General features: G+C 68.9%; 13 protein-coding genes. 6 read left to right on the forward strand and 7 right to left on the reverse strand.

Going from position 1 to position 11,859, the window contains the following annotated elements; translation table 11 throughout:
* Positions 1–31: 31 nt before the first annotated feature.
* Positions 32–886, reverse strand: a complete 855-nt coding sequence (locus tag BM115_RS01715) for an NUDIX hydrolase (protein ID WP_092289880.1) — start codon at positions 884–886, stop codon at positions 32–34.
* 54 nt (positions 887–940) lie between these two features.
* Here BM115_RS01715 and glpK point away from each other — a divergent pair, with 54 nt between their 5' ends.
* From glpK to BM115_RS01730, 3 genes are all read left to right on the forward strand, one after another.
* Entirely contained in the window at positions 941–2,473 is a 1,533-nt protein-coding gene (gene glpK / locus BM115_RS01720) for a glycerol kinase GlpK (protein ID WP_369823366.1), read from the forward strand.
* Between the two features lie 66 nt (positions 2,474–2,539).
* On the forward strand, positions 2,540–4,168 hold the full coding sequence (locus BM115_RS01725; protein ID WP_092289884.1) for a glycerol-3-phosphate dehydrogenase/oxidase: 1,629 nt from the start codon (positions 2,540–2,542) through the stop codon (positions 4,166–4,168).
* Between the two features lie 60 nt (positions 4,169–4,228).
* Positions 4,229–4,612 (forward strand): hypothetical protein, encoded by a 384-nt coding sequence (locus BM115_RS01730; protein ID WP_092289886.1) that lies wholly within the window; start codon positions 4,229–4,231, stop codon positions 4,610–4,612.
* 45 nt (positions 4,613–4,657) lie between these two features.
* Here the strand turns inward: BM115_RS01730 and BM115_RS01735 are convergent, their stop codons facing one another.
* The 4 genes from BM115_RS01735 to BM115_RS01750 all read right to left on the reverse strand — a co-directional run bounded on the left by BM115_RS01735 (position 4,658) and on the right by BM115_RS01750 (position 6,090).
* The gene (locus tag BM115_RS01735) at positions 4,658–4,936 is read right to left on the reverse strand and encodes a hypothetical protein (protein ID WP_092289887.1); all 279 of its coding nucleotides are present in this window, start codon (positions 4,934–4,936) and stop codon (positions 4,658–4,660) included.
* Between the two features lie 64 nt (positions 4,937–5,000).
* Positions 5,001–5,225 (reverse strand): hypothetical protein, encoded by a 225-nt coding sequence (locus tag BM115_RS01740; protein WP_092289888.1) that lies wholly within the window; start codon positions 5,223–5,225, stop codon positions 5,001–5,003.
* 87 nt (positions 5,226–5,312) lie between these two features.
* Positions 5,313–5,735 carry a YXWGXW repeat-containing protein gene (locus BM115_RS01745; protein WP_092289890.1) on the reverse strand — a complete coding sequence of 141 codons (423 nt, stop codon included), beginning with the start codon at positions 5,733–5,735 and terminating at the stop codon, positions 5,313–5,315.
* A gap of 139 nt (positions 5,736–5,874) precedes the next feature.
* Entirely contained in the window at positions 5,875–6,090 is a 216-nt protein-coding gene (locus tag BM115_RS01750; protein WP_092289892.1) for a hypothetical protein, read from the reverse strand.
* Between the two features lie 177 nt (positions 6,091–6,267).
* On the opposite strand from BM115_RS01750, the gene BM115_RS01755 reads away from it, so the two are divergent.
* The gene (locus BM115_RS01755) at positions 6,268–6,789 is read left to right on the forward strand and encodes a regulatory sequestration protein YfiR (RefSeq protein ID WP_092289901.1); all 522 of its coding nucleotides are present in this window, start codon (positions 6,268–6,270) and stop codon (positions 6,787–6,789) included.
* On the forward strand, positions 6,786–8,024 hold the full coding sequence (locus BM115_RS01760; RefSeq protein WP_092289903.1) for a diguanylate cyclase DgcN/YfiN: 1,239 nt from the start codon (positions 6,786–6,788) through the stop codon (positions 8,022–8,024). Before BM115_RS01755 ends, BM115_RS01760 begins: the two co-directional genes overlap by 4 nt.
* Positions 8,025–8,050: 26 nt before the next feature.
* On the opposite strand, the gene BM115_RS01765 is transcribed toward BM115_RS01760, so the two are convergent.
* Together BM115_RS01765 and BM115_RS01770 are read right to left on the reverse strand one after the other, a co-directional pair.
* A complete protein-coding gene (locus BM115_RS01765) occupies positions 8,051–8,326 on the reverse strand; it encodes a hypothetical protein (RefSeq protein ID WP_092289905.1) in 276 nt (91 codons plus the stop codon).
* 57 nt (positions 8,327–8,383) lie between these two features.
* Positions 8,384–9,235 (reverse strand): D-amino acid aminotransferase, encoded by an 852-nt coding sequence (locus tag BM115_RS01770; RefSeq protein ID WP_092289907.1) that lies wholly within the window; start codon positions 9,233–9,235, stop codon positions 8,384–8,386.
* Between the two features lie 338 nt (positions 9,236–9,573).
* On the opposite strand from BM115_RS01770, the gene bcsB reads away from it, so the two are divergent.
* Complete coding sequence (bcsB, locus tag BM115_RS01775) at positions 9,574–11,859, forward strand: cellulose biosynthesis cyclic di-GMP-binding regulatory protein BcsB (protein ID WP_092289920.1); 2,286 nt, start codon at positions 9,574–9,576, stop codon at positions 11,857–11,859.

Genomic DNA, 11,859 nt, shown 5'->3' on the forward strand with positions numbered 1-11,859 from the left:
GCACCGTGATGCGCAGCGAGGCTGGGGCGGGTCAGGCTGGGGGCGCGCTGGGCGTCCAGCCGCGCCGGATAAGCGTATCCAGCGTCACCAGCGTGGCATCCACGGTCATGGCGCGGTCCGCCATGATAGCAAGCAATGCGCCCGGCTCGATACGCCGGTGCTCGGCCACCTCCCCGTCGCGGTTCACCGGCACGAAGTCCGGCGGCAGCGTCAGGTCATATATGTATACGTGCTCCCACTGCACACCCTCGGGGATCTCGCGCAGTACCTCGATCACGCCGTGGGGCGCGGCCCGGCCCGCCAGATCGGGCGGAATGCCGGATTCCTCGTCGCATTCCCGGATCAGCGTTTCGAGCGGATGGCTGCCGTGGGGCATGCCGCCGGCCACGAGGTTGTCCCACATGCCGGGGTCGACCGATTTGCTCTCGCTGCGGCGGGAAATCCACATCGCCCGCTCGCCGGCGATGATCCCGTTCATGTGCGAGGCGAAGGTCAGCAGCCCGAGGAAGCGCGCTGCAGCGCGCTCCACCACGGCGAACGCCGGCGCGGCGAGGGCCGGGGTGATCGCGAACAACTCGTTGCGCCAGCCGCGCACGTGGCCGGCGTCGGCCAGTTGCCGTGCCAGCGTGGCCAGCGCCGCGCTGCGGGTCTCGAAGGTGGTGCAGGCGGGGAGCAGCGTCACGGCGTCCGGCTCGCCCGCGGGGCCATCGCCCAGCATGCCGGGGATGCGCCGCAACAGTTCCGCATGGACGCGGGGCATCCACCCCACCTGCTGTCCGGCCACGGTCAGCCGCAAGTGGGCGGCGGGCTCGAACGGGCTGCGCGCGGTCACGCCGGCGCGCACCACACTCACGATATCTGACGGTTGGAACAAGGATTCGGCCATGGCAGCGATGTCTGGCCGGCAAACCCGGCCGCAATTCAATTCCGGATGGAACGCATGACCCCGACGCCTTCATCGCAGCAGCCCCAGTACGTGCTGGCCCTCGACCAGGGCACCAGCAGCTCGCGCGCCATCCTGTTCGATCACGCCGGCAATGTGGTGCGGATCGCCCAGCGCGAGTTCCGGCAATATTATCCGCATCCCGGGCACGTCGAGCACGATCCCTATGAAATCTGGCAGTCGCAGCTGGCCGTGGCCCACGAGGTATTGGGCGATGCCGGCGTCAGCGGCACCCAGATCCGCGCCATCGGCATCACCAACCAACGCGAGACCACCGTGCTGTGGGACCGCAAGACCGGCGAGCCGGTGGGCCGCGCGCTGGTCTGGCAGGACCGCCGCACCGCGCCGATGTGCGAAGCCTTGCAGGCCGAGGGCCACGGCGACACCTTCCAGCAAAAGACCGGCCTGATCATCGACGCCTATTTCTCGGGCACCAAGCTGCGCTGGATGCTCGACCACTACGAAGGCGCCCGTGCCCGCGCCGAACGCGGCGAACTGGCCTTCGGCACTGTCGATAGCTGGCTGATCTGGCAATTGACCGATGGCAAGCGCCACGTGACGGATGTGTCGAATGCATCACGCACGCTGCTGTTCAACATCCACGATTTCCGCTGGGACGACGAACTGCTCGGCCTGCTCGACATTCCGCGCAGCCTGCTGCCGGAGGTGGCGCCCTCCAGCGGCGAGGTGGCGCGCACCTCGGCCCGGCTGTTCGGCACCGAGATCCCCATCGCAGGCATCGCCGGAGACCAGCAGGCGGCCACCTTCGGTCAGGTCTGCTTCTCGCCCGGCATGGCGAAGAACACCTACGGCACCGGCTGCTTCATCCTGATGAACGCCGGAAGTCAGCCCGTGACCTCGCGCAACCGGCTGCTGACGACGATTGGCTGGCAGATCGGCAACGACACGCAATATTGCCTCGAAGGCGGCGTGTTCATGGGCGGCGCCACGATCCAGTGGCTGCGCGACGGCCTGAAGCTGATCCAGAGCGCGCCCGAGGTGGAGCCGCTCGCGCGGCAGTGCGAGGACACCGGCGGCGTGGTGCTGGTGCCGGCCTTCGCCGGGCTCGGCGCGCCACACTGGGACCCCTTCGCGCGTGGCACCATCGTCGGCATCACGCGGGGCACCGGCGGGCCGCATATCGCCCGTGCCGCGCTGGAATCGATCGCCCTGCAAAGCGTGGATGTACTCGACGCGATGCAGAAGGACGCCGGCATCGCGCTGGCCGAGCTGCGGGTGGATGGCGGCGCCTCGCGCAGCGACCTGCTGATGCAGATGCAGGCCGACCTGCTCGGCACGCCGGTGGTGCGCCCCCGCGTGACCGAGACCACCGCGCTGGGCGCCGCCTATCTGGCCGGGCTGGCCACCGGCTACTGGGCCGATACCGAAGAGATTGCGCGCCAGTGGCAGGTGGAGCACCGCTTCGAGCCACGCCTCTCCGCCGATGAGCGCGCGCAGCGGCTGGGCCGCTGGCACCGCGCCGTGGACCGCGCCCGTGACTGGGCGCGCGACGACGCGCCGGCCGCCTGACCGCGCCTCACCACGCGACCCATCGCCAAACTTCGCCGACATACGATCGATTTGCACCGAACCACCATGCCCACACCCGCCCTCCCCATCCAGCCCCCCTCGCGCGCCGCCCTGCTCGACACCCTGCGGCGCGAGGCCCGCTGGGACGTCATCGTCATCGGCGGCGGCGCCACCGGGCTCGGCACGGCCGTGGACGCCGCGTCGCGCGGCTATCGCACCCTGCTGCTGGAGGCGGCCGACTTCGCCAAGGGCACATCAAGCAAGGCCACCAAGCTCGTGCACGGCGGCGTGCGCTACCTGGCCCAGGGCAACATCAGCCTGGTACGCGAGGCGCTGCACGAGCGCGGCCTGCTGGCCCGCAACGCGCCGCACCTGGTCTGGCCGCTGGGCTTCGTGGTGCCGGCCTACCAGATGTTCGACCAGCCGTTCTACGGCATCGGCCTCAAGGTGTACGACATGCTGGCGGGCAGCCTGAACCTGTCCGGCAGCCGCTGGCTGAACCATCGGGAGACGCTGGAGGCCGCGCCCACGCTGGCCGAACACGTCGGCGGCCGGCCGCTGCGCGGCGGCAACCTCTACTTCGACGGCCAGTTCGACGATGCACGGCTGGCCGTGGCGCTGATGCGCACGCTGTTCGACGTGGGCGGCACGGCGGTCAACTACATGCGCGTGACCGGGCTCTCGCAGAAAAACGGCGTGATCACCGGCGTGACCGCGCAGGATGCCCTCGATGGCAATGGCAATGGCAACGGCGAAGGCAGCGAGACCTTCCCGCTGCGCGCGGACTGCGTGATCAATGCCACGGGGGTGTGGGTCGATGCCGTGCGGCAGATGGAGGACGGGCAGGCGCGGACCATGGTGGCGCCGAGCCAGGGCGTGCACCTGACCATCCCGCGCAGCTTCCTGCCCGGCGACCGCGCGATCCTGATTCCGAAGACCGATGACGGCCGGGTGCTGTTCGTCGTGCCCTGGAACGGCCACACCATCGTCGGTACCACCGACACGCCGCGCCACGACCTGCCGCTGGAGCCCCGCGCGGGCGCCGATGACGTCGATTTCATCCTGGAGACGGCGGCGCGCTACCTGTCCCGCGACCCCACGCGCGCCGACGTGACCAGCGTCTGGGCCGGCCTGCGGCCGCTGGTCAAGGCGACTGGCGAGGCGTCCACGGCCTCGCTGTCGCGCGAACATACGATTTTGGTGTCGAAGGCTGGCCTGATCACGGTCACCGGCGGCAAGTGGACCACCTATCGCAAGATGGCCGAGGACGTGGTGGAAACGGCGATCCAGCGCCAGCTACTGCCCGCGGCACCGGGCCGCACGGCCGATCTGCCGCTGCACGGCGCCACCGGCCTGCCGGCGGACCTGCCCGCGCCGGGCTCCGGGTCGCCAGACCGCTACTACGGCGCCGACCTGCCGCTGGTGCACGCGCTGCCCGGCGCCGACGTCCTGGTGGTGCCCGAAACCGGCCTGACCGAGGCCCACGTACGCTTTGCCGCCCGCCACGAACTGGCCCGGCGCGTGGAAGACGTGCTGGCCCGCCGCAACCGCGCGCTGTTCCTGGACGCCCGCGCAGCACTGGCCGGCGCCCCGCGCGTGGCCGCCATCCTGGCCGAGGAACTCGGGCACGACGCGGCCTGGCAGGCGCGCGAACTGGAGAGCTTTGGCGCGCTGGCGAAGGGGTACCTGCTATAAAGGCGCAGCTGGCGCCAAGACTTGGGCGATAATGCCGGGTATCGCATCAGGGAGAACACCATGGACGAGATTGACGATCTGTCCGATCTGCCGATGCCCCGGTTCATCTGGGGCTTCGCTGTCATCGCCGGCAAGGGCGGCGAGATCATGCATGACGAATTTGAATATTTGACCCACACGCGCAGCCCGCGCTTCACGTGCCGTGTGGTGGAGCTGGAGGACATGCCGGCGGACAGCGAGGAGTCCGGCATCGACGGCCGCCTCGTGCATTACGACGAGCCGGACCGCCTGTTCTACATCACCGACGCCGGGCTGGCGCTGGTGAACTTCCAGCTGTTTGACAGCTTGCCCGAGAAAGGCAAGCTCAAGAAGGTCTGCGACGAAGCCATCACCAACTGGCTGCTGCGCCGCGATTTCCTCGACGACGAGGAAGACGAAGGCTAAAGCCTTCAGCGCCCCTCTTCCACAGGGAGAGGGGCCATCCCAGCTTCAGGCGGTCACGCCCGCCAGCCCCTTTTCCAGCACTTCGGCCATCAGGCCGTTCATGCCGCCCGGGTGCTCCTTGGCGAGTTCCTGCAGGCGCGTCGCCAGTTTCCCTTCCAGTTTGCATGCAAACGGCACCAGGCCGGCCTGCTGGTCGAGCTTGCGCTGCTCGCGCCGGGCGAGCGTTGCCGCCTGACCCGCGCCACCGCCACGCACCGCCGCAGCGTGCTTCATCTCATGGGCGATCTTGAGGCCTTTGTTCTTTTCCAGGTCCGTCTTCTTCACGGGAATTTGTCCGAGGGGAATTAAGTAAGGGCGCCATTGTACCGGGGCGGGCCGGGTGGCCGGTTTATTCCGGCTGCACCGTGATCAGGCCCGACGCCACGCGTTCGATCTCGCAATAGACCGGCAGCGCCTCCAGCGGCCCCGTGCAGCCTACGCCCGAGGCCTGGCCCGCATCCGCGCCCGGGGGCAGGAACACAAACGCCATGCCGGGCTGCCAGCCCGGATGCCGACGCAGGCTGTCGTTGAGGATGTCGAGATACTGCGCACGCGAGAAGACCTGCTTTGCCATGTCTCATGCCTCCGGGTGGAATCATCTCGCGGAAATCCTAGCATGGCGCCCCGCGCGGCAGTTACCGCATGATGAGAAGACCGTGACTCAGCACTCGCCTTTCTTGGCGTGGCCCGGCGGGCAGCCCTTGCCGCCCTTGTCCTTGTGCTTGCCGTGGTCGCCCGGCCCCTGGTTCCAGCGCTCCGGCTGCATCACCCAGCCATTGCTCGCCTCCACCCAGCGCGGCGACTCGTAGACATAGCCCGGCCGATCCTTGGCCCACTTGCCCTGCTTCCACTTGTGCTTGTGACCGTGGTCGTCCCAGGCCCAGTAGCCGGGCTGCCAGACATAGCCGGGGCGCGGCGCGGGCACGGCCTCGTAGATCGGGGCCGGCGGCGGGGTGCCGATGCCGATATTGATATTGACCTGCGCCATCGCCGCCGGCGCGAACGCCAGGGTGGCTGCGAGCAGCGTCGCGCCTGTCATGGCGCGGACGAGATGGCGTTGGACCTGGTCTTGAAGCCTGGGCATTCCTTCTCCTTCTATCTGTCTTCGGGTTTTCGATGGCAAACAGGCAGCAGCGGGCACGGACCGATGGGGCCCGCCTTGCGAAAGGATATCGGGAAACGAGGTGGCGTGACAGTCACCGGGCACGCCGGATGAGCGACCGTCAGTGATCGGCGGCCATCGCCTTGAGCTGGGCGTCGCCGGCCACGCGCGCGGCGTCGGCCGTGGTGAATGTGTCGTCGGACACAATGGTGCGCCGGACCTGCTGGGCGCTGAAGTCCACCAGCGCAATGATCCAGACATAGCGCCCTGCCTGCGGCGCGGTCTGCACGAACGCCTTCACTTGCCCTTTTTGTTGCGATTGGGATTCGGTTGCCATGGTGCCCTCCGTGGACAAACGCGTTCAAACGACTCTAGCACATCCACATGGGCGCGCCCGCTACAGTTTGCCGGCCCGGTGCCGACATCCCAATGGACCCCACCCTACTGGCCCCCACCCCCACCCCTGCCCGTGCCGCGCGCCAAGTCTCTGTCCCTCCTGCTGCCCGCCTTGCCGATGCTCGCCGCGCTGCTGCTGGCCACGCCCCGGCTGGCCGCGCACGACCTGGCACCGGCCGCCCCGGCGCTGCCGCGCCCGGAGGCCGTGGCGCGCGTGGTCATGTCCCTGCTCGGCTACGCGCGCTGGCCCGTGGAGCGCGACACCCTGCGGCTCTGCGTGGACCCCCTCGCGCGCTATGCCGGCAAGCTGATGGAGGGCGGCGCGCTCTCCACAGGCCGGCTGGTGGCCACGCGGCAGCTCGATCCGATGGCCAGCAACCCGGCGCCCGACTGCGACGCGCTCTATGTCGGCGCGATGTCCGCCCCGCGTCGCGAGAAGATCTCGGCCGACCTGACCGGCCGCCCGGTACTGATCATCGCCGAGGAAGACTTCGAATGTGACGCAGGCAGCATGTTTTGCCTCAATGTCCGCGAGCGGCAGGTCTCGTTCCGCGTCAACCTCGATGCCCTCGGCCGCAGCGGCATCCACGTCCACCCCGGCGTGCTGCAACTGGGTCGCCGCAAGGCGCCGGCATCATGACCCGCGCCGCCCGGCCGTCGCTCTATGGCACCCTGCGCCGCTTCCACCTGAGCGTGGCGCTGATCGCTGTCTTCACGGCCGGCACCACGCTCACCGGCCTGGGCCTGACCGCGCTGCGCGACTATGCCGACCACAACCTGCGGCTGGTGGCGCGCTCCATCGCCTATACGGTGGAGGCGCCGATCGTGTTCCGCGATGAAGCCGCCGCCGCCGAGACCCTGGCGATGATCGCCGCCAGCGAAGACGTGACCGCGGCCTGGATTTTCGATCGGGACAGCCAGCCGGTGGCCAGCTGGCATCGCCATGGTTCGGCGCGCTTCCCAGACCTGCACCAGTTCGCCCGGGACCTGCTGACCTCGGGCCCGGTGGACCAGCCGGTCTTCCACGAATCCCAGCAGGTGGGCAGCGTGCGCGTGGTCGGCGACCCCGTGGCGCTGCTCCACTTCCTGCTCAAAGGCATGCTCGGGTTGATGGCCTGCCTGCTGCTGACGGCGGTGGGCGCGCACTACCTGTCCAGCCGCATGCTCGTGCACATCATCGATCCGGTGCGCAGCCTGATGCGCGTGGCCCATGCGGTGCGATCCGAACGCGCGTTCGGCCAGCGCGTGCCGCCGGCGCGCATCGACGAACTCAATGCGCTGGGCGAGGATTTCAACGTGCTGCTCGACGAACTGGAGGCCTGGCAGGGACAGTTGCAGCACGAGAACCGCTCGCTGGCACATCGCGCCACGCACGACAGCCTGACCGGCCTGCTGAACCGCGCCGCCTTCACCGAGGCACTCGACCAGGCCGTGCGCAGCGCGGCGGCGCTGGGCCAGCGCGTGGCCGTGCTCTATCTGGACAGTGACGATTTCAAGGGCATCAACGACCGCCACGGCCATGCCGTGGGGGACACGGTGCTGGTGGGCATCGCCCAGCGCATCCGGGCCTGCCTGCGCGAGACCGACCGCGCGGCCCGGCTGGGCGGCGATGAGTTCGCGGTGCTGCTGGGAACCTTGCGGGAGGCCGACGACGCCGTGCTGACCGCCCAGCGCATCCTGGCGGCGATGACCGAGCCGTTCGGCGTGGCGGGCGGGGCGAGCATCGGGGCGACGCTCAGTATCGGGGTGGCGGTCTATCCGGTGCACGCGCGCGGCGGTACCGCGCTGCTGCATGCGGCGGACGCCGCGATGTACGGCGCCAAGCGCCAGTCCGGCGCCACCTGGCGCTACGCAGAGGCGGTGGCGCCGGCCTGAGCCGCACCATCCGCCATCCACAATCCTTAGTCGCCGAACGGGTTCGGCACGGTGGAGACCGGCTCGTCGGTCAGGTCGAACTCGTCCCGGACGTCATCCACGACATTGCGGATGGCGGCTTCGAAGCCGCGTGCATTGCCGAAGCGGGCCATGTCCCAGTTCCGGCCGCGCACATCGCGCGGGTGCGGCTGCGGGTCCGGCACCTGGATGTGTCGGCCTTCGTCGGCAATCTCGTCGATCTGCTGGACCCGCCGGCTCACCTCTTCCATGATGACGCGCCGGCTGCGCTCGCGCTTGGCCATGACTGGCCTCCTCTCGGTGGTTCGTCCGCGGCCATCCTAGCACGGGCACGCCGTGCGTTATAGCGCTGCCTTGGCCGCCTGGTAGGCCGCGTAGAGGCGCTGGAACACCGGGCCGGGCTTGCCGTTGCCGATGGCGCGGCCGTCGAGCGTGACCACCGGCAGCAGCTCCTTGCTGGCCGACGACAGCATGACTTCGTCCGCCGCGAAAACCTCGTCGCGCGAGATGCGGCGCGAGGTGAACGAGATGTCCATGGCGGCGCAGAGTTCCTCCATCAGGCCGTAGCGGATGCCTTCCAGGATCAGGTTGTCCTTCGGCGGGGCCACCACGCGGCCCTGCTGCACCAGCCACACGTTCGACGCCGAGGCCTCGGTGAGCTGGCCGTCGCGGAACTGGATCGCCTCGGTCACGCCGTTGGCGGCGGCTTCCTGCGCAGCCAGCACGTTGCCGAGCAGCGAGGTGGACTTGATCTGGCAGTTCAGCCAGCGGCGGTCTTCCATCGTCACGCAGGCCACGCCCTGCTCCACCGCCGACGCCGGTGGCAGCGCCATCGGGTTGGTCATGATCAGCACGGTCGGCGTGACCGCTTCCTTCGGGAACGCATGTGCCCGCTTCGCCACGCCGCGCGTGACCTGCATGTAGACCATCTGGTCCGACAGGCCGTTGGCCTGGACCACGCGGCCGATCAGCGCGAGCCATTCGGCTTCGGTATAGGGATCGTCGATGCCGATGGCCGCCAGGCTGCGCTTCAAACGCGCCAGATGCTGCGCGCCCCGGAACGGCTTGCCGTTGTAGAGCGGGATCACTTCATAGATGCCGTCGCCAAAGATGAACCCGCGGTCGAGGACGGGAATGCGGGCTTCGGACAACGGGAGCAGGTCCCCGTTCAGGTAGACGATGGCTTCGGACATGGCGCGATGACGGCGATGAGGGTAGGAGATTGTCATTCTTCCACATGGCGCTTCCTCCCCTTATGCAAATTGTGCATCGACGCTGCACCATTTCTCGCCAATCCGCGCCCGTGTGACGCCAAACGCTTGACCCGTTCGCGCAAACAGGAGCCACTGAATTCAATCTTTTGCCCGAATACGGCGATGTGAATTGAATTCTTTTTAATTCACGATCCACGCCCCGCACCACCTCGTAATTCGCCGAAAACTGCGTGCTATATTCGTCACGCAGTCCCGTGAGCGCGGCGCTTCGGTCTTCTTTGATGGTGCGGCTGCGCCACCTTCACAGGGCACTCGATATGACTCTTCTCGTGTCAGACCTGCGCTGTGGCGGCAAACGGCTCGCCATGCTGTGCATGGCCGCAGGTGCCGCGTCCGCGATGGCGCAAACGCCAGCCCCGGCCCCTGCGGCAACGGCAGCTTCGAGCCCGGCAGCCGCTGCACCGGCCCCGGGCCGCACCCAGGTGCTCACGCTGGCCCAGATGGGCGCCAACCAGCCCATCCCGCTGCGCGGCGTGGACCCCGACCGCACACTGAACATCGGCGTGCGCCTCGATGAAGTGGTCACGGCCGCCAGGCTCAAGCTGGTCTTCACGTATTCGCCCTCGCTGGTCTATCCGCTCTCCCACCTGAAGATCCGCCTCAACGACGAAGTCGTGGCCACCCTGCCGCTGGAGAAGGAGCAGGCGGGCCAGCAGATCACGCGCGAGATCGACCTCGACCCGCGCTACTTCACGGACTTCAATCGCCTGAACGTGCAGATGATCGCCCACTACACGGTCGATCACTGCGAGGACCCCTACCACTCCAGCCTCTGGGCGGACATCAGCCCGGCCACCACGCTGACGCTGACCAAGCTGCCCGTCACGCTGCCGGACAACCTCGCGCTGCTGCCCGCCCCGTTTTTCGACCGCCGTGACAACAGCCGCGTCACCGTGCCCTTCGTGCTGCCAGCCAATGCCGATGCGGCCACGCTGCAGGCCGCCGGCGTGGTGTCGTCCTGGCTCGGCGCGCTGGCCAGCTATCGGGAGCTGCGCTTCCCGTCACGCAGCCAGCCGCCCGCCGATGCCCACGCCGTTGTCTTTGCGATGCCGAACGCCAGCCCGGCGGGCCTCCAGTTGCCCGAGATCCAGGGCGCCTCGGTCAGCGTGATGCCGAATCCGTCGAACCCGGCGCGCAAGCTGCTGGTGCTCGCCGGCCGCAATCCGCAGGAACTGCAGGTGGCGGCCAATGCGCTGGTGCTTGGCAAGGCTGCCATGGCGGGCAACCGCGCCGGCGTGCAGTCGGTGGAACTCGGCAAACCGCGCAAGCCCTACGACGCGCCGGCCTGGGCGCCGGTGGACCGCCCCGTGCTGTTCAAGGAACTCGTCACGGACCCGCAGCAGCTCCAGGTAGGCGGCGCCAGCCCCGAGCCGATCCGGGTGAACCTGCGCGTGCCGGCTGACCTGTACGGCTGGAACGACCGCGCCGTGCCGATGAACGTGAGGTACCGCTACACCGCGCCGTCCACCTACAACGACTCGGTGCTCAGCGTCGATATCAACGAGCAGCTCGTGCGCTCGTACCGGCTCAAGCCGCTGACCGCGCAGAACGACGAGAGCCTGGTCAGCGTGCCGCTGATCTCGGGCGGCAGCGCGTCCGTCAGCAACGAAATCCTGATCCCGGCCTTCCGCGTGGGCAGCAACAACCAGATGCAGTTCCGCTTCCACATGGACTCGCAGAAGACCGGCCTGTGCGCGTCCACGGCGGCCAACGTGGCGCGCGCGGCGGTCGACCCCGATTCGTCGATCGACTTCAGCGGCTTCTCCCACTACGCCGCGCTGCCCAACCTCGCCTTCTTCGCCAACAGCGGCTATCCGTTCACCCGGCTGGCGGACCTGGCCGATACCGCCGTGGTCATGCCGGACGCCCCGAGCGCACTCGACCAGGAGGCGATGCTGACGCTGCTCGGCCACATGGGCAAGTGGACCGGCCTGCCGGCGCTGCGCGTGGCGGTGGCGCCGGCCAAGGCCATCGACACCGTGAAGGACCGCAACCTGCTGATGGTGGGCACGGGCAGCGCCGGCGAGATCCTGGCGCAGTGGGGCAAGTCCCTGCCGATCCTGGTCCAGCAGGGCCGCACCGAAATCACGCTGCGCGACCAGCGCGGCGGGGCGTGGACCAACTGGCTCAGTGGCGAGGCAGACCACAACGTGTCACCCGCCGGGCGCGCCATCCTCTCGGCCGATGGTCCGCTGGCGGCGCTGATCGGCTTCGAGTCACCGTACGCGGCGCAGCGCAGCGTGGTCGCCGTGACCGCCACCGCGCCGGAGAACGTGCGCGATGTGCTCGATGTGCTCGAGGACGCCGGCAAGGTCGCCCAGATCCGCGGCGACCTCACCGTGGTCCGCCAGCGCGAGGTGGAGGGGCTGCGCCTGGGCGAGCGCTACTACGTCGGCACCCTGCCCTGGTACGCGCGCGTGTGGGTGCGCATGGCGGACCACCCGGCGCTGCTGGCCATCGCCGGCCTCGTCGCCGGGCTGCTGGTGGCGCTGACCCTGTTCTGGGCGCTGGGCCGGATCGCGGCACGCCGCAACGGAGGGTGA

Origin of the sequence: Cupriavidus sp. OV096 (genome assembly GCF_900115455.1) — a bacterium.
GTDB lineage: Bacteria > Pseudomonadota > Gammaproteobacteria > Burkholderiales > Burkholderiaceae > Cupriavidus.

Excerpts from the sequence above, each read along its gene's own strand:
- BM115_RS01715 (WP_092289880.1), bottom strand. The coding sequence starts at position 886 with ATGGCCGAATCCTTGTTCCAACCGTCAGATATCGTGAGTGTGGTGCGC.
- glpK (WP_369823366.1), top strand. The coding sequence starts at position 941 with ATGACCCCGACGCCTTCATCGCAGCAGCCCCAGTACGTGCTGGCCCTC.
- BM115_RS01725 (WP_092289884.1), top strand. The coding sequence starts at position 2,540 with ATGCCCACACCCGCCCTCCCCATCCAGCCCCCCTCGCGCGCCGCCCTG.
- BM115_RS01730 (WP_092289886.1), top strand. The coding sequence starts at position 4,229 with ATGGACGAGATTGACGATCTGTCCGATCTGCCGATGCCCCGGTTCATC.
- BM115_RS01740 (WP_092289888.1), bottom strand. The coding sequence starts at position 5,225 with ATGGCAAAGCAGGTCTTCTCGCGTGCGCAGTATCTCGACATCCTCAAC.
- BM115_RS01745 (WP_092289890.1), bottom strand. The coding sequence starts at position 5,735 with ATGCCCAGGCTTCAAGACCAGGTCCAACGCCATCTCGTCCGCGCCATG.
- BM115_RS01750 (WP_092289892.1), bottom strand. The coding sequence starts at position 6,090 with ATGGCAACCGAATCCCAATCGCAACAAAAAGGGCAAGTGAAGGCGTTC.
- BM115_RS01755 (WP_092289901.1), top strand. The coding sequence starts at position 6,268 with ATGCTCGCCGCGCTGCTGCTGGCCACGCCCCGGCTGGCCGCGCACGAC.
- BM115_RS01760 (WP_092289903.1), top strand. The coding sequence starts at position 6,786 with ATGACCCGCGCCGCCCGGCCGTCGCTCTATGGCACCCTGCGCCGCTTC.
- BM115_RS01765 (WP_092289905.1), bottom strand. The coding sequence starts at position 8,326 with ATGGCCAAGCGCGAGCGCAGCCGGCGCGTCATCATGGAAGAGGTGAGC.
- BM115_RS01770 (WP_092289907.1), bottom strand. The coding sequence starts at position 9,235 with ATGTCCGAAGCCATCGTCTACCTGAACGGGGACCTGCTCCCGTTGTCC.
- bcsB (WP_092289920.1), top strand. The coding sequence starts at position 9,574 with ATGACTCTTCTCGTGTCAGACCTGCGCTGTGGCGGCAAACGGCTCGCC.